The 26,365-nt window shown below is 67.8% G+C and carries 20 protein-coding genes and 2 rRNA genes (1 of these 22 cut by a window edge); 13 read left to right on the top strand and 9 right to left on the bottom strand.

Going from position 1 to position 26,365, the window contains the following annotated elements:
- Together ACVTJA_RS34255 and rrf are read left to right on the top strand one after the other, a co-directional pair.
- Nucleotides 1-2,573, top strand: a 23S ribosomal RNA gene (locus ACVTJA_RS34255) (it extends 390 nt beyond the left edge of the window).
- 163 nt (nucleotides 2,574-2,736) lie between these two features.
- Nucleotides 2,737-2,853, top strand: a 5S ribosomal RNA gene (gene rrf, locus ACVTJA_RS34250).
- Between the two features lie 279 nt (nucleotides 2,854-3,132).
- Here the strand turns inward: rrf and ACVTJA_RS34245 are convergent.
- Complete coding sequence (locus tag ACVTJA_RS34245; RefSeq protein ID WP_465825891.1) at nucleotides 3,133-3,267, bottom strand: zinc-binding dehydrogenase; 135 nt, start codon at nucleotides 3,265-3,267, stop codon at nucleotides 3,133-3,135.
- A 440-nt stretch (nucleotides 3,268-3,707) separates the two neighbouring features.
- On the opposite strand from ACVTJA_RS34245, the gene ACVTJA_RS34240 reads away from it, so the two are divergent.
- From ACVTJA_RS34240 to ACVTJA_RS34230, 3 genes are all read left to right on the top strand, one after another.
- Nucleotides 3,708-6,584, top strand: a complete 2,877-nt coding sequence (locus ACVTJA_RS34240) for a protein kinase domain-containing protein (RefSeq protein ID WP_465825889.1) — start codon at nucleotides 3,708-3,710, stop codon at nucleotides 6,582-6,584.
- A gap of 98 nt (nucleotides 6,585-6,682) precedes the next feature.
- A complete protein-coding gene (locus tag ACVTJA_RS34235) occupies nucleotides 6,683-8,053 on the top strand; it encodes a KamA family radical SAM protein (RefSeq protein ID WP_465825888.1) in 1,371 nt (456 codons plus the stop codon).
- Complete coding sequence (locus ACVTJA_RS34230; RefSeq protein ID WP_465840577.1) at nucleotides 8,053-9,300, top strand: KamA family radical SAM protein; 1,248 nt, start codon at nucleotides 8,053-8,055, stop codon at nucleotides 9,298-9,300. The genes ACVTJA_RS34235 and ACVTJA_RS34230 overlap by 1 nt, the downstream gene beginning before the upstream one ends.
- Before the next feature lie 33 nt (nucleotides 9,301-9,333).
- On the opposite strand, the gene ACVTJA_RS34225 is transcribed toward ACVTJA_RS34230, so the two are convergent.
- The 3 genes from ACVTJA_RS34225 to ACVTJA_RS34215 all read right to left on the bottom strand — a co-directional run bounded on the left by ACVTJA_RS34225 (nucleotide 9,334) and on the right by ACVTJA_RS34215 (nucleotide 11,041).
- Entirely contained in the window at nucleotides 9,334-9,984 is a 651-nt protein-coding gene (locus ACVTJA_RS34225; RefSeq protein WP_465825886.1) for a hypothetical protein, read from the bottom strand.
- Nucleotides 9,985-10,065: 81 nt separating this feature from the next.
- The gene (locus ACVTJA_RS34220; RefSeq protein WP_465825884.1) at nucleotides 10,066-10,398 is read right to left on the bottom strand and encodes a hypothetical protein; all 333 of its coding nucleotides are present in this window, start codon (nucleotides 10,396-10,398) and stop codon (nucleotides 10,066-10,068) included.
- Nucleotides 10,399-10,489: 91 nt separating this feature from the next.
- The gene (locus ACVTJA_RS34215) at nucleotides 10,490-11,041 is read right to left on the bottom strand and encodes a hypothetical protein (RefSeq protein WP_465825882.1); all 552 of its coding nucleotides are present in this window, start codon (nucleotides 11,039-11,041) and stop codon (nucleotides 10,490-10,492) included.
- Between the two features lie 72 nt (nucleotides 11,042-11,113).
- Here ACVTJA_RS34215 and ACVTJA_RS34210 point away from each other — a divergent pair, with 72 nt between their 5' ends.
- From ACVTJA_RS34210 to secF, 6 genes are all read left to right on the top strand, one after another.
- On the top strand, nucleotides 11,114-12,223 hold the full coding sequence (locus ACVTJA_RS34210; protein ID WP_465825880.1) for a SpoIID/LytB domain-containing protein: 1,110 nt from the start codon (nucleotides 11,114-11,116) through the stop codon (nucleotides 12,221-12,223).
- Between the two features lie 60 nt (nucleotides 12,224-12,283).
- Nucleotides 12,284-13,369, top strand: coding sequence for a tRNA preQ1(34) S-adenosylmethionine ribosyltransferase-isomerase QueA (queA, locus tag ACVTJA_RS34205; RefSeq protein WP_465825878.1), 1,086 nt, complete (start codon nucleotides 12,284-12,286; stop codon nucleotides 13,367-13,369).
- A 5-nt stretch (nucleotides 13,370-13,374) separates the two neighbouring features.
- Nucleotides 13,375-14,568 carry a tRNA guanosine(34) transglycosylase Tgt gene (gene tgt, locus ACVTJA_RS34200; protein WP_465825876.1) on the top strand — a complete coding sequence of 398 codons (1,194 nt, stop codon included), beginning with the start codon at nucleotides 13,375-13,377 and terminating at the stop codon, nucleotides 14,566-14,568.
- A 142-nt stretch (nucleotides 14,569-14,710) separates the two neighbouring features.
- Nucleotides 14,711-15,064 (top strand): preprotein translocase subunit YajC, encoded by a 354-nt coding sequence (gene yajC / locus ACVTJA_RS34195; protein ID WP_465825875.1) that lies wholly within the window; start codon nucleotides 14,711-14,713, stop codon nucleotides 15,062-15,064.
- Nucleotides 15,064-16,836, top strand: coding sequence for a protein translocase subunit SecD (gene secD / locus ACVTJA_RS34190; protein ID WP_465825873.1), 1,773 nt, complete (start codon nucleotides 15,064-15,066; stop codon nucleotides 16,834-16,836). Before yajC ends, secD begins: the two co-directional genes overlap by 1 nt.
- 26 nt (nucleotides 16,837-16,862) lie before the next feature.
- Complete coding sequence (gene secF / locus ACVTJA_RS34185) at nucleotides 16,863-18,032, top strand: protein translocase subunit SecF (protein WP_465825871.1); 1,170 nt, start codon at nucleotides 16,863-16,865, stop codon at nucleotides 18,030-18,032.
- A gap of 87 nt (nucleotides 18,033-18,119) precedes the next feature.
- On the opposite strand, the gene ACVTJA_RS34180 is transcribed toward secF, so the two are convergent.
- Nucleotides 18,120-18,713, bottom strand: coding sequence for an outer membrane beta-barrel protein (locus ACVTJA_RS34180; RefSeq protein ID WP_465825869.1), 594 nt, complete (start codon nucleotides 18,711-18,713; stop codon nucleotides 18,120-18,122).
- 230 nt (nucleotides 18,714-18,943) lie between these two features.
- On the opposite strand from ACVTJA_RS34180, the gene recJ reads away from it, so the two are divergent.
- Nucleotides 18,944-20,656: a single-stranded-DNA-specific exonuclease RecJ gene (recJ, locus tag ACVTJA_RS34175; RefSeq protein ID WP_465825865.1), complete on the top strand. Its 1,713-nt coding sequence runs from the start codon at nucleotides 18,944-18,946 to the stop codon at nucleotides 20,654-20,656.
- Between the two features lie 33 nt (nucleotides 20,657-20,689).
- Here the strand turns inward: recJ and ACVTJA_RS34170 are convergent, their stop codons facing one another.
- The 4 genes from ACVTJA_RS34170 to ACVTJA_RS34155 form a co-directional block, all read right to left on the bottom strand.
- A complete protein-coding gene (locus ACVTJA_RS34170; protein WP_465825864.1) occupies nucleotides 20,690-20,917 on the bottom strand; it encodes a YHS domain-containing protein in 228 nt (75 codons plus the stop codon).
- A gap of 182 nt (nucleotides 20,918-21,099) precedes the next feature.
- Nucleotides 21,100-21,861, bottom strand: coding sequence for a hypothetical protein (locus tag ACVTJA_RS34165; RefSeq protein WP_465825862.1), 762 nt, complete (start codon nucleotides 21,859-21,861; stop codon nucleotides 21,100-21,102).
- Nucleotides 21,862-21,875: 14 nt separating this feature from the next.
- Nucleotides 21,876-23,162: a hypothetical protein gene (locus tag ACVTJA_RS34160; protein ID WP_465825858.1), complete on the bottom strand. Its 1,287-nt coding sequence runs from the start codon at nucleotides 23,160-23,162 to the stop codon at nucleotides 21,876-21,878.
- Nucleotides 23,163-23,185: 23 nt separating this feature from the next.
- Nucleotides 23,186-24,286 carry a hypothetical protein gene (locus ACVTJA_RS34155; protein WP_465825856.1) on the bottom strand — a complete coding sequence of 367 codons (1,101 nt, stop codon included), beginning with the start codon at nucleotides 24,284-24,286 and terminating at the stop codon, nucleotides 23,186-23,188.
- Nucleotides 24,287-24,497: 211 nt separating this feature from the next.
- On the opposite strand from ACVTJA_RS34155, the gene aspS reads away from it, so the two are divergent.
- Nucleotides 24,498-26,315, top strand: coding sequence for an aspartate--tRNA ligase (gene aspS / locus ACVTJA_RS34150; RefSeq protein ID WP_465825854.1), 1,818 nt, complete (start codon nucleotides 24,498-24,500; stop codon nucleotides 26,313-26,315).
- Nucleotides 26,316-26,365 lie beyond the last annotated feature (50 nt).

Raw genomic sequence — 26,365 nt, 5'->3', positions numbered from 1 at the left:
TGGTTGGAGCCGAGCGGGGTACCCAAGTACGGCGGGACACGTGCAATCCTGCCCGAATCAGCCGGGACCATCCGGTAAGGCTAAATACTCCTTGGCGACCGATAGTGAACAAGTACCGCGAGGGAAAGGTGAAAAGAACCCCGGTAAGGGGAGTCCAAAGAACCTGAAACCGCATGTCTACAAGCAGTCCGAGCACTACGCCGCAAGGCAGTGCGAGGGCGTACCTTTTGCATCATGATTCGGCGACTTAATATACGTAGCGAGGCTAAGCCGATAGGTGGAGCCGGAGCGAAAGCGAGTCCAAACAGGGCGTTCAGTTGCGTGTATTATAACCCGAAGCGGGGTGATCTACACATGGCCAGGTTGAAGTGCGGGTAACACCGCATGGAGGACCGAACTCATGAAAGTTGAAAATTTCTGAGATGAGCTGTGTGTAGGGGTGAAAGGCCAATCAAACTCCGTGATAGCTGGTTCTCCCCGAAAGATATTTAGGTATCGGCTCGGGCAATTCAATGCCGGAGGTAGAGCACTGGAACGGCTAGGGGTCTCACCAGATTACCAAACCGTACCAAACTCCGAATGCCGGCAATTGTTATCCCGGGACGCAGTCAGTGGGTGATAACGTCCATTGGCAAGAGGGGAATAACCCAGACCGACAGCTAAGGTCCCCAAATCTAGTCTAAGTGAACACTAGAAAGGATGTGGCAGGTCATTGACAACCAGGAGGTTGGCTTAGAAGCAGCCATCCTTTAAAGAAAGCGTAATAGCTCACTGGTCAAGACAGGCCGCGCCGAAAATGTAACGGGGCTCAAGACTAGTACCGAAGCTTCGGGTCATGCGTAAAGCGCATGGCGGTAGGGGAGCGTCCCAGTTGCAGCGAAGGTCGACTGAAAAGGCGGCTGGAGCGACTGGGAGTGCTGATGCCGAAATGAGTAGCGATAAAGGGGGTGAGAAACCCCCTCGCCGTAAACCCAAGGTTTCCTGGGTCAAGTTAATCTTCCCAGGGTTAGCCGGAACCTAAGCCGAGGCCGAAAGGCGTAGGTGATGGAAAGCAGGTTAATATTCCTGCGCCATCTTGTGAGCGTTGAACTAAGGGAGGACGGAGAAAGCTAGGCGAGCTGACCGGTGGTTGTGTCAGTCTAAAGGTGTAGGGGTGTCGCGTACGACTAAAGGCGCGGCAGTCATCCCCGAGACCCCATGGCGCCCCGTCAGGGGTAAGTCGCTGATGCTCGGCTTCCAAGAAAAGTCCCGTAGGGAGCTCATAGGGTGTCCGTACCGTAAACCGACACAGGTGGGTGAGGAGAAAATCCTAAGGCGCTTGAGAGAACTCTCCTCCAAGGAACTAGGCAAATTTCCACCGTAACTTCGGAAGAAGGTGGACCTCTGGTAGGTGTAGGCGTACAGCCGAAGCCGAGAGAGGTTGCAGAGAAATGGCGGTAGCGACTGTTTACCAAAAACACAGGACTCTGCGAAGGCGACAAGCCGACGTATAGGGTCTGACTCCTGCCCGGTGCTGGAAGGTTAAGGGGATTCGTCAGCCGCAAGGCGAAGCGATGATCCGAAGCCCCAGTAAACGGCGGCCGTAACTATAACGGTCCTAAGGTAGCGAAATTCCTTGTCGGGTAAGTTCCGACCTGCACGAATGGAGTAACGACTTCCGCGCTGTCTCGGAGAGGGACTCAGCGAAATTGAAATAGCTGTGCCGATGCAGTTTACCCGCAGCAAGACGGAAAGACCCCGTGAACCTTTACTACAACTTGACAGTGACACTAGGGATTGACTGTGTAGGATAGGTGGGAGCCTTTGAAGCCGGGCCGCTAGGTTCGGTGGAGGCAACGGTGAAATACCACCCTGTTGATTTCTGGTGTCTAACCATGTCCCGTCATCCGGGACTGGGACACTGTCTGGTGGGTAGTTTGACTGGGGCGGTCGCCTCCCAAAAAGTAACGGAGGCGCGCGATGGTTCCCTCAGCCCGATTGGAAACCGGGCGGCGAGTGCAATGGCATAAGGGAGCTTGACTGCGAGAGAGACATCTCGAGCAGGTGCGAAAGCAGGTCATAGTGATCCGGTGGTCCTGAATGGAAGGGCCATCGCTCAACGGATAAAAGGTACTCCGGGGATAACAGGCTTATCTCCCCCAAGAGTTCACATCGACGGGGAGGTTTGGCACCTCGATGTCGGCTCATCGCATCCTGGGGCTGGAGCAGGTCCCAAGGGTTTGGCTGTTCGCCAATTAAAGCGGTACGCGAGCTGGGTTCAAAACGTCGTGAGACAGTTTGGTCCCTATCTGCTGTGGGCGTAGGATACTTGAGAGGCTCTGACCTTAGTACGAGAGGACCGGGTTGGAGGCACCGCTGGTGTACCAGTTGTCTCGCCAGAGGCATCGCTGGGTAGCCATGTGCCGATTGGATAACCGCTGAAAGCATCTAAGCGGGAAACCGACCTCAAGACCAGGTATCCCGGGCGCAAGCCCCTGAAGACCCGTCGAAGACTACGACGTTGATAGGCCGGGTGTGTAAGCGTGGTAACACGTTGAGCTAACCGGTACTAATGGGTCGAGCGGCTTACTTTCCCCGTTCTCTTCCATGCCTCCTCACGGGGCGTAAGGGACTCGGGGCCAAGGCCGAGGCTCGAGTGGTGAAAGCCACTCGCCTGGAAGACGCTTCAAAATAGGCGCAGCGAGACTTCACTCGCACGAATTGAAACTTACCCTTTGTATGCACTGTCGCTGATTTTCCGGTGGCTATGTCGGAGGGGTCCCACCCGTTCCCATCCCGAACACGGAAGTTAAGCCCTCCAGAGCCGATGGTACTCCGCGGGAAACCGCGTGGGAGAGTAGGTCGCTGCCGGATTCTTTTTGAGAACCCCCGTTGCCCTCGTGGCAACGGGGGTTTTCTTTTTTCCGCGTCTCTCCACGTGCGGTCGCGCGGGCCAGACGATTCTGCGTCTGTCTTGGCGGCCCCGGTAGCGCGGCCTCGGGCTTTGCTGCGTGTCTGCCTTCAGTGCCCCGCGTTGGCGAGGCGCTTCGGCGTCTGCCTTCCTGTGGCCCTTTGGCTCCCGCTCGGAGGGCATGCCGCATCCGCCTTCAACGCCCTCACGCATGCGAGGGCACCCGGCGGGTACTCCGACGCCTACGGAACGCGCAGCACCACCTTGCCCACGGTGCCGCGGCCCTCGAGCTGGCGGTGGGCTTCGGCGGCTTCGGCCAGGTCCAGCACCAGGCCCATACGCACCTGGAGCCGGCCTTCCGTCAGCTCCGCCCTCAAGGCTTCATGGGCGTGACGCGCTGCGGCTCCGGCAACGGGGCGGAGTGCTCTTCCGCGGTCCACCTCCACCGCCATGCCCGTGAGGTGCTCCCTCCTGGCCGGGCGCGAAGAGGGGCCACCCGTCCCGGAAGAGTCGGAATGTGGCCCCATTGGCCTCCAGGAGGTCTATCTCTCCGACATCGAGAGGAGCCTGGCCCGGCACGAGTCCATGGGAGCCCCGAAGCCCCTGGAAAACGTGCTGCTCCGCGTCGCGTTTTCGTCTCATTTGCGACGCGTTCTGACGGACCGTGGGAGGCCTCAACCCAGCGGATTCCTTGGGCTTTCGCCGATGGGTGCGAGTTTGACTCGCCGTCAGGGCTGGGTCTAGAGTCCAGTCTTCCGCCCGGTCTGCGCACCGCCTGCCGCGGTGCACACCCCCCGGCGCCGGGCAGCTCCACGAGATGAAGAAGCCGACCATTTTTGGGAAGTACCTGCTCCTCGAGCGCATCAACGTCGGCGGCATGGCGGAGGTCTTCATCGCGAAGGCCTTCGGCGTCGAGGGCTTCGAACGCATCCTGGCCATCAAGAAGATCCTCCCCACGATGGCCGAGGATGAAGAGTTCATCACGATGTTCATCGACGAGGCGCGGATCAGCGTCCAGCTGAACCACGCCAACGTTGTGCACATCCATGAGCTCGGGAAGCACGACGACACCTACTTCATCGCCATGGAGTACGTCGCCGGGCGGGACGTGCGGACCATCCTGGAGCGCTACCGGCGGCGCAAGGAGATCATGCCCACCGCGCAGGCGGTGTTCATCACCTCCAAGCTGTGCGACGGCCTCGACTACGCCCACCGGAAGAAGGACGCGCGCGGGCAGGACCTGCACATCATCCACCGCGACGTCTCGCCGCAGAACGTCCTCATCTCGTATGAGGGCGAGGTCAAGGTCATCGACTTTGGTATCGCCAAGGCGGCGAACCGCTCGCAGAAGACACAGGCCGGCATCCTCAAGGGCAAGTTCGGGTACATGAGCCCGGAGCAGGTCCGGGGCATGCCCATCGACCGGCGCAGCGACATCTTCGCCGTCGGCGTGCTCCTCTACGAGATGCTCACCGGCGAGAAGCTCTTCGTCGGCGAGTCCGACTTCTCCACCCTGGAGAAGGTGCGCAACGCCGACGTCCCGCTGCCCCGCGAATTCAATCCCAACATCCCCCCGGGGCTGGAGAAGGTCGTCCTCAAGGCGCTCGCGCGCGAGCCGGAGGAGCGCTACCAGTGGGCGTCCGACCTTGCCGAGGACCTGATGCGGTTCCTCCTGGCCGGGGACGCCATCTACTCGTCGAAGCACCTGTCCTCCTACATGAAGGAGGCCTTCGCCGAGGACATGCTCCGTGAATCGGAGAAGATGGAGCGCTACGCCGGCATCGAGCGCCCGGACCAGATCGAGCACTCCGGCGTCACCGTGCCCCCGCCCGCGGCCCCGCGGGGTGTTTCCCAGGCGTCGAAGCGTGCGCCTCCGCCGGCCGTCGTCGTGGCCAGCACGCCCGCTGGGCGGGCGAACACCGCGCCCGCCCAGCCCGCCTCGCAGGGCTACATCCCGCCGCCCACCGATGAAGAGCTCGCGGAGATGGATGGCGGCGGGGGCGACAAGACGCAGATTGTCGACTCGACGCAGACCTTCCGCGCCCCCGAGACGCGCATCGCCGACAGCAGCGTGGTGGTGGATGACAGCATCACCGGCCGCTCGGAGAACCCCATCCCGCAGGGCAGTGGTACCGCGGCCGCGTACAACTACCCGCGTGAGTCAGAGCCCGCGCAGTCTCCGCGCAAGGGCAAGAGTGGCCCCAAGGCCCAGGTCGTCATCGCCAACGAGGAGGGGGGTGAGGGCTACTCGGGTGCCACGATGATTGGCCCCGCGCCGACGGCGCCTCCGTCCCGTTCGCGTTCCGCGCAGGTCGAGCCAGAGGAGGAGGCCACCGGCGACATCCCCGTCCCGTCCGCGGCGGCCCGGAATGGCCGTGCCCCGCAGCGCGCCCCCGCGCCGCCACCGGAGGAGCCCGCCGGATACGACGACGGCCAGGACTATGACGGCGCCGGGCAGGGTGACTACGGCGACGACGGGCCCGCGACCTACGACGAGTCACAGGAAGCGCAGCAGGAGGAGGTCACCGGCTCGCAGCCAGTGGCGCCCGTGGCCCAGAAGGGCGCGAAGACGGCGCCTCCCGCGAAGGTCAAGCCCAAGGCCCCGGCCAAGGCGAAGGCGAAGGCCGCAGGCGGGAAGCAGCTTCCCAAGCCGGTCCTCTTCGCCGCCGCGGCGGGCATCGTGCTCGTGCTGCTCGTCATCGCCGCCGTGGCGCTGCGCCCGCCCGCCACCGGCGAGGTCACCTTCATGGTGTCTCCGTCCGCCGGCGCGCACATCGTGGTGAATGACCAGGAGGTCCAGCTCAACACGCTTCTGTCGCTTCCGCCCGGCCAGTACCGCGTGGTTGCCACCGCTCCCGGTCATCAGCGCCAGGAGAAGATGGTGACCGTCGCCGCGGGGAAACAGACCGGCGTGTCGCTCGCGCTGGTGCCGGAGGGTGAGAAGCCCGCCGCCAGACCGCCGGAGCCCGCCGCCAATCCCAATCCGCCGACGGAGAACCCCAGCGCGGTCGCGGTGGACAACAGCGGCAAGACAGGGACGGAGAAGCCTCCGGAGAACACGCAACCCGCCGGAACGGAGCCGCCGGACACGCGGAACACGGGCACCGGCGAGACGGTGGTCAAGACGCCCAAGGTCGAGGAGCCTCCCGCGCCTCGCAAGGTCGCCGCCGTCTTCGAGGGCATGGACGGCGCTGAAATCGCCATGGACGGCAAGCGCCTGGGCAAGACGCCGCAGGTCCGCGCGGCGAACCTGGAGGCCGGCAAGACGTATCGCTTCACCGCGAAGCGCGCGGGCTACGAGCCGTACTCGGGTGAGTTCACCGCCGACGGCAGCAAGGACGAGATGCGAGTCGCCTTCCAGCTCGTCAAGGTGCCGGAGCCCGAGCCGGTGCGCGAGCCGGTCACCAAGGAGCCCAAGCCGCCGAAGCAGCAGACGACCACGGTCGCCAAGTCGCCCAAGCCGAGCAAGGCGACGGGCATGTTCGCTTGCAGCACCAAGCCTGCGGGCGCGGACATCCTCGTGGATGGGAAGAAGACGGGCCGGCAGACGCCAGTGCCCCTCAGTGCTCCTTTGACGCTCCCCGTCGGGAACCGGAAGATCTCCTTCAAGCTCAACGGGAAGACGACCAAGCCCGTGGTCGTGACCATCACCGAGAACAAACTCGAGAAACTACTCAACGTGCCTATCGAGTGAGGGGGCGGGCATCCGGCACCCCCTTCGATTGTTGGATGAAGTGGGGCTCCGGCGCGGTATGACGCCTCGCCCGAACGCGGCACGCAGAGGTGATGCGCATGCAAACGACGCCTATCCGGGGCAAGACCGATACCGGCCCCGCTCAACAGCCCTTTACGTATCCACTCCGCAAGGATTTCGTCGAACCCGATTGGCGTCGTATCCCCGGGTACAAGGACGTCTCCGAGGCGGAGTGGGAAAGCGCTGTCTGGCAGCGCAAGCACACCGTCAAGAACCTCAAGGAGCTGAAGGCCACTCTCGGCGAGCATCTACCCGAGGACCTGGCGGCGAGCATCGAGCGGGACCAGAAGGAGCGCGCGACGATGTCGCTGCTCATTCCGCCGCAGATGCTCAACACGATGAACCTGCAGGACCTGTGGAACGACCCGGTCCGGCGCTACATGCTGCCCGCGTTCGCGGACCGGCTCACGGAGTGGACCAACCACCCGAAGGCCAGCCGCGACAGCCTCCACGAGGCGGACATGTGGGTCGTGGAGGGCCTCACGCACCGGTACCCCACCAAGGTGCTGGCGGAGATGCTCCCCACCTGCCCGCAGTACTGCGGCCACTGCACCCGTATGGACCTCGTCGGCAACGACGTGCCCCAGGTGCAGAAGCACAAGTTCGGCATCGGGCAGAAGGAGCGGTACGAGCAGATGCTCGACTACCTGCGCCGCACGCCGACGGTGCGCGACGTGGTGGTCTCCGGCGGTGACATCGCCAACCTGCCGATTCAGTCGCTCGAGCCGTTCGTCAGTGCGCTGATGGACATCCCGAACATCCGGGACATCCGCCTGGCCAGCAAGGGGCTGATGGCGATTCCCCAGCACTTCCTCCAGGACCAGGTGCTCGCGGGCCTGGACCGGCTGGCGAAGAAGGCCGTGGAGCGGGGCGTGGACCTGGCGATGCACACGCACGTCAACAACGCGCAGCAGCTCACGCCGCTGGTGGGCAAGGCGGTGCGCAAGCTGCTCGACATGGGCTTCCGCGACGTGCGCAACCAGGGCGTGCTGCTGCGCGGGGTGAATGACAGCCCGCAGGCGCTGCTGGACCTGTGCTTCACGCTGCTCGACCACGCGAAGATCCTGCCGTACTACTTCTACATGTGCGACATGATCCCCAACAGCGAGCACTGGCGGCTGTCGGTGGACAAGGCGCAGAAGCTCCAGCACGACATCATGGGCTACATGCCCGGCTTCGCGACGCCGCGCATCGTCTGTGACGTGCCCTTCGTCGGGAAGCGCTGGGTGCACCAGGTGGCGGAGTATGACCGCGAGCGCGGCATCTCCTACTGGACGAAGAACTACCGCACGGGCATCGAGGCGAACGACGCCGACGCGCTCAACCGGAAGTACGAGTACTTCGACCCCATCGACACGCTGCCGGAGGCCGGCCAGGCGTGGTGGCGGGAGCAGCAGAAGGCCGCGTGATGGACTCCTCGGCGCTTCCGGTGGTGCAGCCGCCGGAGCCTCGTACCTCGTCGCGCCCCTCGCTCAGTGCCGAGGGGCGCCGTCGCCTGTTCCCCAACGCCACCGACGCGGAGTGGGCGGACTGGCGCTGGCATCAGCGGCACGCGGTGCGGGGAATGGAGCAGCTCGAGCGGTACGTGCCGCTGACGGCCGATGAGCGCGCTGGCGTGCAGGAGACGTCCGCGCTGTTCCGCATCGGCATCAGCCCGTACTACCTGTCGCTCATCGACCCGGAGCATCCGTTCTGCCCGGTGCGCATGCAGTCCATCCCCGTGAGGGCCGAGGCGCGCATCCGTCCGGGTGAGCTCGCGGACCCGCTCGGTGAGGACAAGACGCGCCCCGAGGAGTGCATCGTCCACAAGTATCCGGACCGGGTGCTCTTCCTCGCGCTCGACACGTGCTCCGTCTACTGCCGGCACTGCACGCGGCGGCGGATTACGCAAGGCGGGGTGGCCGAGCTCACCAAGGACCAGATGCGCCGGGGCATCGAGTACGTGCGGCGGCACCCCGAGGTGCGCGACGTGCTCATCTCCGGAGGCGACCCGTTCCTGCTGAGCGAGTCGCGGCTGGAGGAATTGCTCGCGCCGCTGAGTGAGATTCCGCACGTGGAGATGATTCGCATCGGCACGCGGGTGCCCGTCGTGCTGCCCATGCGTGTCACCGATGCGCTGGCGAGCACGCTGCGGCGCTACGCGCCCGTCTTCGTCGTCACCCACTTCAACCACCCGAAGGAAGTGACGCCCGAGGCGCGCGAGGCTTGCGAGCGGCTCATCGACCACGGCGTGCCGGTGGAGAACCAGGCCGTGCTGATGCGGCGCATCAACTCCGACGCGCGCATCATCAAGGAGCTGTCGCATGTGCTGCTGCGCAGCCGCGTGCGGCCGTACTACCTGCACCAGATGGACGTGGCCGAGGGCTGCGAGCACCTGCGCACGCCCATCGCCAAGGGGCTGGAAATCATCCAGCAGCTTCGCGGCCACACCACGGGCCTCGCCGTGCCGCACCTCGCGGTGGACCTGCCCGGCGGCGGCGGCAAGGTGACGTTGCAGCCGGACTACGTCGTGGAGCGCGGCGAGCACGAGACGGTGTTCCGCAACTACAAGGGCGAGCGCTACGCGTACCCCGAGCCGGAAGAGACCGACTGCGAGTGCCCCTACGACGAGGTGTGGCAGGCGCGCTCGCGGGAGTACGGCTTCCGCAAGGGCTGAAGGCGGGAGGGCGGCGGCTCGGGTCTCCGGGCTTCAGTCGCCGCCCGAGCTGCGCCGCCGCTTGACGACGACCTTCTTCTTCGCGGCGGAGGCACTGGGACGCGAGACGGCCTTCTTCGCGGGCTTCGCCTCCTTCGACGCGGCTCCGACCTCCACGGGGACCGAGTCCCCGCCCTCGCCCTCGCCCTCTTCCTCGTCACCGGGGAGGCCGACCTCGACGACGGGCTCGGCGCCCTCGGTGGCTTCCAATTCCACCGGGTTCTGGTCGCTGAAGCCAATCTGCACGGGGACGTCCTCGGCCGCCTTCTCCCCGACGGGGGCGGGCTGCTTCGCGGCCTGGGCCTGCTCCTCCAGGCGCTGCTGCTCGGCCTTGGCGCGGGCGTTGCCCTCGGGGCCCATGCGCGCTTCGTAACGGGCGAACTCCTTGGCGGACACGCCGTGCTTCTCCAGCACCGTCGCCGAGGCGGCCTGCTGCTTCCCGATGGCCTGCGTGCGCTCCTCGTTGGTCATCTCGGAGGACTTGCGGTTGCCGAACTCCTCGTTGACCTTGGACTGCGCCTGGGCCTCGTCGCGGCGGACCTCCGCCACCTTCTCCGGCGTCAGCTCGGTGCTCTCCTGGGCGTTGGCGAGCCCCGGGAGGACGAGCCATGAAGCGAGCAGGAACAGAGAGGGGCGGATGGACATGGCGGGAGCCTCGGTCGAAACCGTGGGGACGTCTCGCATCTAAGCACGGTGGCCCCGGGGGTGCACCGATGCCGCACGGGGTCAGCCTCCGCAGCGCGCGCAGCCGTCCTTCGCGCTGGAGCACTGCTCGCGGCCCTGGGCGCACTTCGGCGGCAGGTCGTCCCGGTCCGGATGGTGGTCCACCAGCGAGCAGAGCTCCTCCGCCACCCCGCACGTCCGCGTGGCGAGGTCACACGTGTCCGCGCAGGAGAGGTCGTCCTGCTGCGCGCGCGCCTGGAGCTCCTCCAGCCTCGCCGACGCCGAGTCGATGGCCGCGTCGTCATCTCCGGCGACGCGGGTGTCCACGTTCTTGGCGCATCCAGCCAGGACGAGGCCGGCCAGGAGCATCAGCAGGGCAGGGGAGGGAGCACGCATGCTCCACCCCATATTCGCCCCGGCGGCGGTCCGTCCAGCCCGGCCGGGCGCGACGTTCTCAAGCACGGACAATGCGCTCGAGCCCGACTCCTCAGCGCGGAGCCGGCGCGACGGGAATCGGAGGACGCGGGCGGCGCGGTGGCTCCTCCGGACGTGACAGGTACAGGTACGCCGTCAACGCCAGCAGCGCCGCCACGGCCAGCCTCCGCAGCCACTCCTCCCGGCGCCGGTGCGGAGACGCAGCGTCCTCCTTCGTCGCGGCCTCCATGCCCTCGGCCACCTCTGTCCCCACGGCCCGCAGCCTCCGGCAGACCTCCACGACGGGCACCAGCGCCGCCGGGAACCGCGCGTCCTCCCGTGCCAGGGCCTCGTTCAGCATCCGGGCCCAGGCGGCCTCCTCGTCCGCTCCCGCGGGCTCACGCACGGACAACCCCACATGTCGGGCCAGCGCCACGGCCGCACGCAGCAGCAGCACGGAGAAGGCCTCGGCCGGGACGCCGTAGAACGTCGCGCACGCCTCCAAGGAGCGGCCCGCCACCAGCCGGCGCTGCAGCAGCGCGGAAGGGCGGGGCTCCAGCGCTCGCAGGGCCGCGATGAGGACCGGAGGGGAGAGACGGGAGGCGTCGGGCTCGGGAGACGTCACGGGCGCGCCATCCTCCCCCATCCGCCGGGCGTTTTCTTGAGGCTCGCACCCATACCCCTACACTCCCTGTCCATGTTGCGACCTGTTGCACTCGTCCTGCTGCTGCTCGCCCCGCTGCGCGCCTTCGCCGTGGAGACCCTCCGCATCGCCATCGAGGACGCGGACGGAGAGGTCCGCGTGAGCGGCAAGGGGCTCGCCTTCGGCACCGACAGCGAGGACGCCACCTTCACCGCCATCCCCTCCGGCCAGGCCACCATCCGCCGCCGGGGCTCGAAGCTGGAGGTCAACGGCGCGCCCGTCATCGGTGACTCCGTGCGCTTCCGCGCGGGCGCCGAGGCCACCGGTGACGCCGGCGTCCCCGGTGACGAGCCCCTCAAGGCCGGCACCGCCCAGGTGAGGGGCGACGTCGTCGTGCGCACCCACCGCGATGGACTCCAGCTCATCAACGTCATCCCCCTGGAGGACTACCTCGCCGCGGTGCTCGGCAGCGAGATGCCCGTGTCCTTCCCCCTGGAAGCCCTCAAGGCGCAGGCCGTGGCCGCGCGCACCTATGCCCTCCAGAAGAAGCTGGAGGCGTACAGCAACCCCTTCCATCTCGGCAGCAGCGTGCTCCACCAGGTGTACGGCGGCGTCAACCGCGAGGACCCCAAGACGCGCGCCGCCGTGGAGGCCACGCGCGGCCAGGTGCTCACCTACGAGTTGGCCCCCATCGAGGCCTACTTCCACGCCTCCTGCGGCGGCCACACCGAGTCCGGACTCGACGCCCTCCAGAGGGACCTCCCGTACCTCCAGCCCGTCGAGTGCCCCTGCGGCAAGCTGCCCGCCAGCCGCTGGAAGGCCACCATCTCCGACGCGGAGGTGAAGTCGGCGCTCCGTCACCCCGCCCAGGGGCTGCGCGTGTCCGGACGTACGCCCACCCGTCGGGTGACGCGCGTGACGCTCGGGGACGGCGCCTCGATGGACGGGGTGGAGCTCCGCCGCCGGCTCGGCTACACGCGCCTCAAGAGCCTCGACTTCGAGGTGGAGCGCACGGGCCAGGGTTATGTGTTCTCCGGACGCGGCTACGGCCACGGGGCCGGTCTCTGCCAGTGGGGCGCGAAGGCGCTCGCCGACAGGGGCCGGGGCTACCGGGAGATTCTCTCCCACTACTACCCCGGGGCCGAGCTGCAGCAGCTCTACTGAGGCCCCCGGCACCGGCATGCTTTCCGCACCGGCACGGGGGCTGCTACAAGCGCCAGCCCCGTGTCGTCCCGCCTCTCCGACTACGACTTCGAGCTCCCCGAATCGCAAATCGCCCAGGCCCCCCTGGCCGAGCGTGATGCGTCGCGCCTGCTCACCGTGAATCGCTCCACCGGCGCCTGGTCGCACCGCCGCTTCTCGGACCTGCCCGAGCTGCTGCGGGAGGGCGACCTGCTCATCCTCAACGACGCCCGCGTCATCCCCGCGCGCCTGCTGGGCCAGAAGGCTGGCACCGGCGGCCGCGTGGAACTGCTCGTGGTGCGCCCCGCCGCCAACACGCTCACCTCGGCCGCGCTCGGCGGCGCCGCCGAGTCGCTGGAGTGGGTCTGCCTGGGCCAGGCCTCCAAGGGGCTCAAGCCCGCGCAGCGGCTGACCTTCGCCGGAGGACTCGAGGCCGAGGTGCTGGCGGCGCTGGGTGGCGGCGAGTACCGCGTGGCCTTCCATGCGCCCCCGGGTACGTCCCTGGCCTCGCTGCTGGACGCGGCCGGGCGCCTGCCGCTGCCGCCCTACATCACCCGCGAGCCGGACGCCGCGGACGCCGAGCGCTATCAGACCGTCTACGCGCGGGCCTCCGGCGCCGTGGCCGCCCCCACCGCGGGGCTGCACTTCACGCAGGACCTCTTCGCGAAGCTGGAGGCGAAGGGTGTGGTGCGCGCGGTGGTGACTCTGGATGTGGGGCCGGGCACCTTCCTGCCGGTGCGCGAGGAGGAGCTCGACAAGCACCACATGCACCCGGAGCGCTACACCGTCCCCGAGCCCACCGCGCGAGCGGTCAACGCGGCCCACGCGGAAGGCCGGCGCGTCATCTCCGTGGGCACCACGGTGGTGCGCACGCTGGAGTCCGCCACGGACCCGGAGACGGGCCTGTTGCGCGAGGGCCCCGGCGAGACGACGCTCTTCATCCGCCCCGGCTTCCGCTTCCGTCAGGTGGACGCGCTGCTCACCAACTTCCACCTCCCGCGCTCCACGCTGGTGGTGCTGGTGAGCGCGCTTCTGGGCCGCGAGCGCACGCTGGCGGCCTACGCGGAGGCGGTGCGCGAGGGCTACCGGTTCTTCAGTTACGGCGACGCCATGCTGGTGTCGGAGTGAGCACCATGGACGAGCAGCAGACACAGCAGCGCGGCGAGAAGGGCGACACCCGGGTGCCTCCGGGACTGGTGCGCTTCGAGTTGCTCCACGAGGACAAGAGCTCGAAGGCTCGCCGCGGCCGGCTGCACACGCCGCACGGGCCCGTGGAGACGCCCATCTTCATGCCCGTGGGCACCGTGGGCAGCGTCAAGAGCGTGGGGCCGGATGACCTGCTCACGCTCGACGCCCAAATCATCCTCGGCAACACCTACCACCTGATGCTCCGCCCCGGAGAGGCGCTGGTGGGCGAGATGGGCGGGCTGCACCGCTTCGTCTCCTGGAACCGGCCCATGCTCACCGACAGCGGCGGCTTCCAGGTCTTCAGCCTCTCGGAGAAGCGCAAAATCACGGAGGAGGGCGCCGCCTTCCAGTCGCACCTCGACGGCGCGCGGCACTTCCTCTCGCCGGAGCGCTCCATCGACATCCAGGAGACGCTGGGCGCCGACGTCATCATGGCCTTCGACGAGTGCCCGCCCTCCACCGAGGACCGGGCCTACCTGGAACAGTCCCTGGCCCGCACCACGCGCTGGCTGCACCGGTGCGTGAAGGCCTGGAGCCGCCAGCGCTCGTCGCTCTTCGGCATCGTCCAGGGCGGGCTCCACGAGGACCTGCGCAAGCGCCATGCGGAGGAGGTCTGCGCGGTGGACCTGCCCGGCTACGCGCTGGGGGGCTACTCCGTGGGCGAGGCCCCCGAGGCCATGCACGCGGGCGTGGCGTACTCGGCGCCGCTGCTGCCGCGCGACAAGCCCCGCTACCTGATGGGCGTGGGCACGCCCGTGGACCTGGTGACGTGCGTGGAGGCGGGCGTCGACATGTTCGACTGTGTGCTTCCCACGCGTTGTGCACGCAACGGCCTGCTCTTCACCTCGGAGGGCAAGCTCGTCATCCGCAATGCGTCATACGCGAAGGACCCGAGGCCGGTGGACCCTGCGTGTGCCTGCTACACCTGCCGCAACTTCAGCAGGGCCTACCTCCGCCACCTCTTCGCGGCGGGCGAAATCCTGGCCATGCGGCTCAACACCATCCACAACCTCCACTACTTCCTGAGTCTCATGGCGGACGTCCGACGCGCCGTGGCCGAGGACCGCCTCGCGGCCTTCGCCCGCGAATTCCGCGAGCGCGCCCGGGCCCAGGAGACCGAGCGGACCCGCGGCCGGTGAGCGACCGGAGGGTTTGCATGGCTTCCCGCGTTCACTTGCTCACATGGGGGCCCCTTGCTAAGAGGGCCCCCTTTCGGATGGGTTCCTCGGGCAGTGTGGGGGGCCTCCCATCCCAAGCCTTCCTCAACCGACGAGGCAGTCTGTGGCTGAGAGCTTTCTGATTCTGGCGCAGGCCGGTGCCGGCGGTAACCCGTTCGGCACGCTGGCCTTCCTGGTCGCGCTGGTGGCGATCATGTACTTCATCATGATCCGCCCCCAGCAGAAGCAGCTGAAGGAGCACCGGGCCCTGCTCGGCTCGCTGAAGAAGGGCGACGAGGTCGTCACCTCGGGCGGCATGCTCGGGAAGATCCACCTCGTGGATGAGCGCACGGTGACGCTGGAAGTGGCCAGCGGCGTGCGCATCCGCGTGCTCAAGACGTCCATCAGTGCCAAGGGCGCTGTGGCGGAAGGCGCGCCGGTGGCGGCCGCCGATGAGAAGAAGAAGGAGGAGAAGTAATGGACCGCGGCTGGTGGTGGAAGTTCGGACTCATTGTCGCGGTGACGCTGGGGACCATCTGGTTCCTCATCCCGACGTATTACTCGCTCGTGGTCCTGGACCGCGACCAGCGCAACAACGTGGCGGTGCTCGAGCAGCGCCTGCCGAGTTGGGCGCCTCCCGCGCGGTACCGCCTCAACCTGGGGCTGGACCTGCAGGGTGGCATCCACATGGTGATGCGCGTGGACACCAAGACGGCGCTGCAGAAGCGCACCGAGCGCCGCGGGCAGCAGATCGCCAGCTATGTCAATGACAAGAAGCTGGGCGAGGTGACCGCGGATACGGATCCGGAGCAGCTCCAGCTCACCCTGACGGCGAAGGACCCTGCGACGATGGACGCCATCGAGAAGGAGGTCCTGTCCGCCTTCGGCGACTTCAAGCGCGTCAGCCGCAGCGGCGGCACGCTGGTGCTCGCCCCGGACGATAGCCAGACGAACCGCTTCCGCGAGGAGGCCGTGGACCAGGCCATGCTCGTCATCCGCCGCCGCATCGACAAGTGGGGCGTGGCGGAAGTGGACGTGCGCAAGCTGGGCACCGACTCCATCCAGATTTCGCTGCCCGGCCGCAGCAACCCGGAGCAGGCCAAGGAGCTCGTCGGCACCACCGCGCAGCTCGAGTTCCGGATGGTGGACGACACCAATCCCCAGTTCTTCGCGCAGATGTACCAGCAGCACCCGCCGCAGGAGGGCAGCAACATCACCCTGGTGCAGGAGGGCGGCTTCCCGCAGCTTTCCGCCCCCACGCGCGAGGCGGTGCTGGCCTACACGAAGGACAAGACGCCGGAAGGCCGCGAGGTGCTCACCGAGTGCATCCCCAACCCGGTGAAGAAGAACGAGTGCTCCGCCTACCGCAGCTACCTGGTGGAGAAGAACGTGCCGCTGACGGGCGAGAGCCTGGCGGGCGCGGACGCGTCGCTCAGCAACCTCAACGAGCCGGAGGTCAACATCGCCTTCGACGCGGCGGGCGCGCGTGAGTTCGAGAAGCTGACCGAGGCGGGCGTGGGCCGCCGCATGGCCATCGTCCTGGACGAGAACGTCCAGACGGCGCCGAACATCAACGAGAAGATTGGCGGCGGCCGGGCCCGCATCACCATGGGCCGCATGGGCGGCCGCAGCTTCGACGAGTGGCTGGGTGAGGCGCAGACGCTGGCGCTGGTGCTGAAGGCGGGCGCGCTGCCGGCCCCGGTGACGGTGGGCGAAATCCGTCAGGTGGGCGCCAGCCTCGGCGACGAGCTCATCAAGAAGGGCAGCCTCGCGGCGCTGGTGGGTCTGGCGCTGGTGGTCCTCTTCATGGCCGTCTACTACCGGAAGTCCGGCCTCATCGCGGACGTGGCGCTCATCCTCAACGGCCTGCTCATCCTCGCGGGCCTGGCGTTCTTCAACGCCACGCTGACGCTGCCGGGCATCGCCGGCTTCGTGCTGACGCTGGGAATCGCCGTGGACGCCAACGTGCTCATCAACGAGCGCATCCGCGAGGAGCTCAGCCACGGCAAGAGCGCGCGGGCGGCGGTGGACCAGGGCTATGACCGCGCCTTCTGGACCATCTTCGACGCGCACGTGACGACGCTCATCGCCGGCTTCATCCTGTTCTTCACGGGAACGGGCCCGGTGCGCGGCTTCGCCACCACGCTCATCGTCGGCCTGCTGGCCTCGCTCTTCACGTCCATCGTGGTGACGCGCGTCATCACCACCTACTTCGTCCACGGCCGCAACGCGCAGCGGGTCTCTGTCTAACGGCCCTGCCGGAACGGGAAAGCGCCATGCAGATTCTCAAGCACAAGACGAACTTCGACTTCATCGGCAAGCGCAAGCCGGCCGTCTTCATCTCCACCCTCATCAACCTGGCCATCATCGTCGGCATCGCCGCGTTCGGGTTCAACTTCGGCGTGGACTTCGCCGGTGGCACGGTGGTGGAGCTGAAGTTCAACCACTCCATCAGCGACACCGAGGTCCGTGACCGCGCCATCAAGGGCGGCCTGCACGACGTCAGCGTGCAGAACATCGGCGCCAAGGAGGACAACGCGTTCCTGCTCCGCATGGGCGGCGTCACGCAGCTCACGGAGGAGAACGCGGCCAAGGCGAAGACGGCCATCCAGGGCCTGGGCACCGTCACCAACGTCTACCCGGACCTGGCCAACGGCATCATCAACTTCCGCTCCGCCACGCCGCTGGACTCGAAGGCGGTCCGCGACGCGGTGGTGGCCACGGGCACCGGCGTGCAGGAGGTCCGCGAGCTGGGTGAGAGCTCCTCGGGCCACGGCTTCGACTACCAGGTGGTGGCCAGCGGCATGGCGGACAAGGTCCGCGAGGTGCTGAGCCAGGGCCAGGCGACGCCGGACTTCGAGCAGCGCCGCGTGGACTACGTGGGTCCGCAGGTGGGCAAGCAGCTGCGCAACCGCGGCATCATGGCGCTCGTCTACTCGATGCTCGCCATCCTCATCTACGTGGCGTTCCGCTTCGACTTCAAGTTCGGCCCGGGCGCGCTGCTCGCCATGGTTCACGACGTCATCATGGTGGCGGGCTACTACCTGGTGAGCCGGCGCGAGTTCAACCTCACGTCCATCGCCGCGCTGCTGACCATCGTCGGCTACTCCGTGAATGACACCATCGTCATCTACGACCGCATCCGCGAGGACATGGTCAAGTACAAGGGCAAGCCCCTGGCCGAGGTCATCAACATCGCCGTCAACGACACGCTGGGCCGCACCATCCTCACCTCGGGCGTGACGGCGCTGTCGCTCATCGGTCTGCTCATCTTCGGCGTGGGCGAAATCTTCGACTTCGCCATGGCCATGCTGGTGGGTATCGTCGTCGGCACGTACTCGTCCGTGTATATCGCCAGCCCGCTGACCATCTGGCTGGACGAGCGCGCCGCGGCGAAGGCGGCCCGTGGTGGCGGCATCGACCGCCAGCAGCCCAACGTGGCCTGAGCCACCCCGAGTCGCCAACCGGTGACTTACGAGGGCCCTCTTCCCGCACGCCGGGAGGCAGGGCCCTCGGTGTTTCCGGGGGACCGCCTAGAAGCGCGCGCCCAGCGTGAGGGACGCGTCCAGCAGGCCGCCGTCGTCGTCGGCCAGGGGCTGCGCGGCGAAGTCCTCGTTGAGGAGCACGCGGTAGGTGGCGCGGAAGCCCGCGGTGAGCGCGCCGCTGTTGAACTCGACGCCGGCCGCCAGGGGCACCTCCTCCATCGTGTCGGAATCGTAGAGGTCCGCGCCCTGGCCCCGCACGTCCACGTAGGACAGCCCCAGGCCCGCGCCCACGAAGGGGCGGATGGAGGTGAGGAAGGGCGGGGACACCTTGAGGAGCGCGCTGCCGCCCTGCCGCACGAGCGACGGCTCCTCCAGCAGGCGGACGTCGCTGATGTTGTTCTGCGAGCCCTCGTAGCCCAACTCGAAGCCGAGGAACGTGGTGGGCTGCACGTTGAGTGTCAGGCCCCACGCGGGGCCGGTGCTCGTCAAATCACCGAGGTCGCCGGTGTAGTCACCCACGCCGCCGCGCAGGAACACGTTGACGTCTCCGCGCTTTCCTTCCTTGCGTTCCTGGGCGGACGCGGTGCCCGCCCCCACGAGGGCCAGGGCCACCGCACCCGCGATGATGCCTTTCGAAAGCATGCCGTCCTCCTCTGTCACGCAGTGTGCGGTTCAAGCTGTGCACCGCTCGCTTGGCGCGAAGCCCGAAGGCAGGCGGGCCGTCGAGCGCATGCCTGAACGCGTGTGCAGGAAGGGAAAGGTCGTGCCCAAGGTTGACCTTTCCTCGTCAGACGTCTGAGGTACTGTCTGCCTGTCAAGAATTCGTCCCGGATTTCCACCCCGTTGGGGCGGACCGAGGAGGAGTGCTGCGCGTGCGGTGGTTGCTTCCAGACGTGGTCGAGGAGGAGGTGGCGTCCCTGGCGGGGGAGCTGTCGCTGCACCCGCTCGCGGCGAAGGTGCTGCTGCACCGCGGCTACCGAACCCCGGAGTCCGCCTCCGCGTTCCTGTCCGACAAGCTGGCGGACCTGCCGGACCCGTTCCGGATGAAGGGCATGCCCGCCGCGGTGGAGCGCCTCACGCGCGCCCTGCGCACGCGGGAGAAGGTGACGCTGTACGGGGACTACGACGTGGATGGGGTGTGCTCCACGTCGCTGCTCTACCTGTTCCTCAAGGAGCTGGGCGCCCCACCGGCCACGTACATTCCCCACCGCCTGGATGAGGGCTACGGCCTCAACGTCTCCGCGGTGGAGCGCATCGCCAAGGACGGTACGCGGGTGCTGGTGACGCTCGACTGCGGCATCACCTCCGTGGCGGAGATTACGCGCGCGAAGGAGTTGGGCCTGGACGTGGTGGTGGTGGACCACCACACGGTGCCGCCCACGCTGCCCCCGGCGGTGGCGGTGCTCAACCCGCACCAGCCCGGCTGCGAGTACCCCACCAAGGCGCTATGCGCTGCCGGCGTGGCCTTCAACTTCTGCATGGGCCTGCGCAAGCGGCTGCGCGACGACGGCTTCTTCGCCAACCGCAAGGAGCCCAACCTCCGCGCGCTGATGGACCTGGTGGCCATGGCCACCGTGGCGGACGTGGTGCCCCTCACCGGTGCCAACCGCATCCTCGTGGCCCACGGCCTCCAGGAGCTGAGCGCCGGCCGCCGCCCGGGCGTGCGCGCGCTGAAGGAGGTGGCGGGGATGGATTCCGACGCCACCGTCACCGCCGGCCAGGTGGGCTTCCGCCTCGGGCCCCGCATCAACGCCGCGGGCCGGCTGCATGACGCGTCGCTGGGCCTGCAGCTGCTCACCTCGGAGTCGCTGGAGTCCGCGCGCTCGCTGGCCTCGGTGCTGGACAGGGCCAACGCGGAGCGCCAGGGAATCGAGAGCCACATCCTCACGGAGGCGCTGGCGCAGGCGGAAGAGCGCAAGGACGCGCGCGGCTTCGTGCTCTACGACGAGGGCTGGCACCCGGGCGTCATCGGCATCGTCGCCTCGCGCGTGGTGGAGCGCTTCCACCGGCCCACCGTCATGGTGGGCGTGAAGGACGGGGTGGGGAAGGGCTCGGCGCGCAGCATCGAGGGCTTCCACCTCTACGACGCGCTCAGCGGCTGCTCGGAGCTGATGACGAAGTTCGGCGGGCACAAGCACGCCGCCGGCCTCACCATCGACGCGGACCGGCTGCCCGCCTTCCGCGACGCCTTCGAGAAGATTGCCCTCCAGCGCCTCACGCCGGAGGACCTCATCCCCCGGTGCAAGGTGGACGCGGTCATCCATCCGCACGAATTGGACGCCAACGCCGTGGAGTCGCTCCAGCGCCTGGGGCCCTTCGGCCAGGGCAACCCGGAGCCGGTGCTGGTGCTGCGCCGGCAGGTAGCCCGCCCGCGCGTGCTGCAGCCCAAGTCCGGCACGGGCAGCGGCCACCTCAAGCTGGCCCTCGCGGACGCGCCGGACGTGGACGCCATCGGCTTCAACATGGCGGACCGGTTGACGCTGGTGGAGGGGCCCGTGGACCTGGCCTTCCAGGCCGGCTTCGACACGTTCCGCGGCGGGCGCAAGCTGTCCCTGCGCCTCAAGGACGTGCGCAAGGCGGCGTGAAGCGGGTTGGAGGAAGCCGGGCCTGCCTCGGGGCTACGCGAGCCCCCAGCGCACGCGGCCCGGCGTCATCAGCGCGCCGACGCGGGCCAATTCGTTGAGGCGGAAGCGCTCCGCCTGACGCTCGAAGGCGTGGCGGCACCGCTCCGAGCAGAAGAAATACCGGCGCTTCTTGTACTCCGCCGTCGGGCGGCCCTCGGGTGTGTCCAGCTGCTTCCCACACACCGGGTCCCAGTGCTGCCCCTGACTCTGAACGCCCTTCATCACTCGCCTCCCCGCCCCTGGGAGCCCGCGCTCCCACCCGGGAGGATGGATAAGCACGGGGCATGCCGTTGACCATCTCCTTGGAACGCCAAGGAGGCTCGGCCGGCGGGAGGCGGGGAGGGTGAAACATTTTCCGCCGCCGCTTCCGGCGTCCAAGAAGGAAGCGGCGGGCGGAGTGTTCTTCAGAAGGCGGTGCCGATGCTGCCGCCGAGGAAGAAGTCCGTCATGTAGCTGCGGCGGAAGGCCATGGCCTCCAGGCGGAAGGCGAGGCGCAGCTTGCCGGTGGACGAAAGCCGGGGCCGGCCGCGGAAGCCGACGCCGCCCTGGAGCAGGGGCTTGAGGCCGTTCACCTTCGTCGCCTCCGAGTCGATGGTGATGGAGGTGGCCTGGTAGGCGAGGCCGCCGCCCACCTGGGCGTAGAAGCCGAAGTCGGACTGGCCCAGCTTCAGCTCGTAGGCCGGGGCGATGGTGAAGTAGTGGATGCTCGTGTCGCCGCGGATGAAGTCGGTGCCGTCGCTGAGGCTGCCGTACGTCCACCGCAGGTCCGCCCAGAGGGCCTCGCGCAGCGACTCGTTGTCGAGGATGCGGCCGTACTCCCAGGTGGCGCGCAGGCCGAGCCCCAGGCGCGCCTCGGCGAACTGGCCGCGAGAGCTGTCCAGGAGCAGCGCGCCGGAGATGAGCTCGAAGGCCAGGCCCGTGTTCGGGTCGTCCATGCGGGACAGGCTCTTGAAGTCGCCGTCCTCGCCCTCCTGCTCCGCGACGCGGCGGAAGTCGTCCGTCTCGTCCACGTCCTTCTTCTTCCTACGGCCCTCGTACTCGTCCTCGTCCCGGGAGCGGGGCTGCTCCTCGTCGGGGTAGGCGTACGGGTCGTCATCGTCCTGCGCGAGGGCGGGCGTGGAGAGGACGAGGCCCCCCAAAAGGCAGCGTGCAAGCCAGGTCTTCAAGGGAATGGTCCTCATCATGGGGCGGGGAGCGGGGGGCAGGTCTTGCCGGGCGCGGAGCTGGCCGGGCACAGGTTGGGATTCGACGTGCCGACGAGCGCATCACGCGGAATCTGGAGGTGGTCCATCAGCTCGTTGCAGACGGCCTCCTTCAGCTTCAGGTCCGTGATGTGGGTGATGATGGCGCCCGCGGCCACGGCCAGGGTGAAGTCGTCCTGGTCGTTGATGTACTGCTGCGTGAGCTGCAGGAGGCCGGGCCGCTGCGGGTCCGCGTCGTTGTACGCGGCCACAATCGCGCGCAGCAGCACCTCGCGCTGCCCCTGGCCCTCGCCCGCCTGGTAGAGGGCGCTCGCGAGCAGGGTGCCCACCCGGTACTCCTTGCCGCTGAACGCGTCCAGGCTCTGGTTGCGCAGCTGCGAGCGCAGCGCGTCCGTCATGCAGCGGTCCGTCTTGGACAGGTCCCGCTCATTCGCCTCCTGGTCATAGGGGGCGTCATGGAAGGACGTGGAGAGGAACTTCGCGTCACAGCCCTTGGTGCTGCGGCAGGTGGCGCCGTACGCGTGGTAGTCCGCGAGGCCCTCGTCGAAGGACTTGAGGACGTTGGCGCCCGGGCTGGGCGAGGAGGAGGCCCAGAGAGCGAGCGCCTCGGGGAAGGGGCTGCCGTTGTAGACCTTCAGGTTGAAGATGCGGTGCGAGTACTCGTGCGCGATGATGCCGGCGTTGATGGCGAGCGGCGCGCGCTGGAGCTGGTCGAACGGCAGCACCAGGAACGACTCCAACACCGAGAAGTAGAGCGCGTTGTCGCGCATCGGGTCCTTGTCGATGTCGGCGAGGATGAACTCGGGGAAGTAGTACGTGGTGACGGGGTCCTTGAAGTCCGCCGCGGGGAGGTTGCCCACCGTCTGGAAGTAGTCGTAGGCGCGCTCGAGGCCGTAGTACGCCGTCACCATGTTCCAGGTGTGGAAGTCCGCCGGCCACAGGACGCCGTCCTGCTCGATGTAGCTGGCGGTGACGTCGCGCCCCTCGCCCTTGAGCAGCGCGTTGGCGAACGCCTCGGGCGTCCTCGCGTTCTGGAGGTCCTCGTCGTTGGAGTCGTAGATGATGCTGGCTCCGCCATGGAAGTCGGCCACCGTGCCCTTGAGGCCGACGATGTCGGAGATGGTTTTGAGCTCGACATCCTGGGGGGCGTATTCACCGTTGCTGTTGAGCACCAGGGCGCTGACCTTGACGGGCGCGCTCGAGTCTGGCGCGCAGCCGGCGGCCAGTCCCAGCGTGGCGGTGGCGGCAATGACTGTTCGGAGCATGACGCCGTTTTACTCCGGACGGCTCAGAACGTGTATTCCCCTCCAACGGTGAAGAGGCCGGAGCGGACCCGGTCGGGGTCCGTGCCCTCGGCGGCCTCCAGCCGGTCCTGCTGCAATGCCACCGAGGCCCACACGCGCACCGGCTCGCCCAGGCGCACCGTCCAGCGGGTGGCGAGCACGTGGGACAGGCCCTCGCCGGAGACGTAGCGCGTGAAGGCGTAGGAGATCTGCCCCCGGACGACGCGGCCGGGGCTGTTCCAGGTGACGGAGGGCTTGACGTCGAAGCGCGACGGTGCCGTGGGGATGCCGGTGGTGGCGTTGAGCTCCGACACGCGCTGCGCGACGCCGGAGCCCAAGTCCCGGTAGATGCGCGTGCTCAGGCCCAGCAGGGCGCGGCGGGCCTCCAGGGCGTTCTCGAAGCGGCGCGTGAGCTCCGCCGTCTCCTCGTCGGTGAACTGGCCCGCGGTGAGCGGGTCCTCGCTGTAGAGCGTGAGGCCCGCGCGCACGCCCAATTCCCAGCGCGCGCCCAGCATCAGCCTTCCCCCCAGGGAGGGCCGGGCCACCCAGAGCAGCTCCTCCCGGGCGTAGCGCACCGTGGCGCCGGCGCGGTTGACGACGGTGATTTCGCGGCTCAGCGGGTAGCGGGTGATGGACAGGCCCGCGTCCACGCCGAACTCCACGTCGGAGAAACCCGCCGAGTCGTACGCGGCGGACAGGAGCAGCGCCTGGCTGGAGTAGCCAGTGCGCGCGTCCACGGCGGGCAGGTTGAGCCTCGGGCGCTCGGCGGAGAGCTGGGTGAGCGAGTGCTTGGGCAGGCCCACGCTCGCCACGGCGGCCACCAGCCAGTGCATCCCCAACACGTGGTCCACGCCCACGTTGAGTTGGTGCGTAGCCGCGGTGCCCGCCTCCGGCCGGGCGGCGGTGTAGCCGAGCGTCAGGAAGGTGTCCTCGCGCAGCGACACGTCACCCAGCAGACTCCAGGCGCGGTAGTCGCGGCCCGCGCTGACCTCGGTGGTGACGGTGACGTCCGGCCCCTCCGCGTGGGCGGGCCGCGCCGCCAGCACCGAGGCGACGAGGGCGAGCACGGCGAGGCTCCGCCCGGGCTGGCGGCTCGGGTTCGACACGGCGATGGATTCCCCCTGCATGGGGCTGGCAACACGCGAGCGCCCCCGAAGTTGCGGGCCGGACAAGCGGGCCTGGAGCGCGTCAGGATGCGCCCGGGATTTCGACCGTTTGAGAGCAGTCAGGTCTGCGCGGATTCCTTGACGCATCGTTTCCACGATCCGTATGGTGCCGCGCTTTCCCTCACTCCGAAACCAGCAGGCGGTCCTGTCCATGGCGGTCCCGTTCATCTCCGAGGTCAAGCGTACCCACAACTGCGGCCAGCTCACGGCCGCCAATGTCGGCGAAGAGGTCGTCCTCTTCGGCTGGGTGCACAACCGTCGAGACCACGGCGGCGCGGTCTTCATCGACCTGAGAGACCGTGAGGGGCTCACCCAGGTGGTGTTCGAGCCGGACTCCGCCGAGGCCCACGCGCTCGCCGGCAGCCTCCGCCTGGAGTTCTGCATCGGCGTGAAGGGCAAGGTGGTGTCGCGCGGGAAGAATGTGAACCCGAAGATGAAGACGGGTGAAATCGAGGTCAAGGCGACCGACCTCACCATCTTCAATCGCTCGGAGCCGACGCCGTTCCCCATCGAGGACAGCATCGACACCTCGGAGGAGAAGCGGCTGGCGCACCGCTACCTGGACCTGCGCCGCGCGCCGCTGCAGAAGTCGCTGATGACGCGCTCGAAGATGAACGCGCTCACGCGCTCGTTCATGCACCAGAACGGCTTCCTGGAGCTGGAGACGCCGTTCATGGGCAAGTACACGCCCGGCGGCGCGCGCAACTTCCTCGTCCCCAGCCGCATGAACCCGGGCAAGTTCTACGCGCTCGCGGAGAGCCCGCAGCTCTACAAGCAGCTCTTCATGGTGGCGGGCTTCGACCGGTACTTCCAGATCGTCAAGTGCTTCCGTGACGAGGACCTGCGCGTCGACCGCCAGCCGGAGTTCACGCAGATCGACGTGGAGATGAGCTTCGTCACGCAGGACGACATCTTCACCATCATCGAGGGGCTGCTGAAGAAGCTCTGGGGCGAGGTGCTGGGCATCGACATCCCCACGCCCTTCCTGCGCATGGACTTCTACGAGTCCATGGCGAAGTACGGCAACGACAAGCCGGACCTGCGCTTCGGGCTGGAGCACACGGTGCTGACGGACCTCATCCGCGAGCACGGTGAGGCCGGCGGCGTGCCGATGATGTTCGAGGCGGTGCAGAACAAGGGCATCGTCAAGGCGATGGTCATCCCCGCGGACAAGGCGATGAGCCGCGCGGAGAGCGACAAGCTCGAGGAGTTCGCGAAGCAGGCGGGCGCGAAGGGCCTGGCCCGCGCGAAGGTGACGGAGACGGGCGATTGGACGCAGTCGCCGCTGGCGAAGACCATCTCTCCGGCGCTGCGGCAGGCCATCAACCAGGCCGTGGGTGCGAAGACGGGCGACCTCATCCTGTTCCAGTTCGGGAAGGAGGCGCTGGTGCACACGGTGATGGCGAACCTCCGCGTGCACGTGGCGAAGAAGCTGGGGCTGATTCCGGAGTACGGCAGCGGCGGCCATTGGAAGTTCCTCTGGGTGGTGAACCCGCCGCTGTTCGAGTTCGACGAGGAGACGAACACCTGGGCGGCGGCGCACCACGCCTTCACGCGGCCGCACGACGCGGACGTGGAGTACCTGCTCACGGACCCGGGCCGGGTGAAGTGCCACCGCTACGACGTGGTGCTCAACGGCTTCGAGATTGGCGGCGGCTCCATCCGCCTGCATGACCCGAAGGTGCAGGCGCAGGTGTTCAAGGCGCTGGGCATCAGCGACGAGGAGGCCACGGCGAAGTTCGGCTTCCTGCTGGACGCGCTGAAGTACGGCGCGCCGCCGCACGGTGGCATCGCGCTGGGCATGGACCGGCTCGCCTTCCTGCTCACCAACGCCGAGTCCCTGCGTGACGTGATTCCGTTCCCGAAGACGAAGACGGGCACGGACCTGATGACGGGCGCCCCCGGCGACGTGGACGACAAGCAGCTCAAGGAGCTGCACGTGCGTCCGGTGCCGCCGCCGCAGAAGTAACGGAGTGGCGGAGGCCGGGTGTGTGCGCCCGGCCTCGTCACAGCGCTGCC

It is taken from the genome of Pyxidicoccus sp. M6 (assembly GCF_055568925.1).
This window is presented reverse-complemented; position numbering and strand designations above follow the sequence as displayed.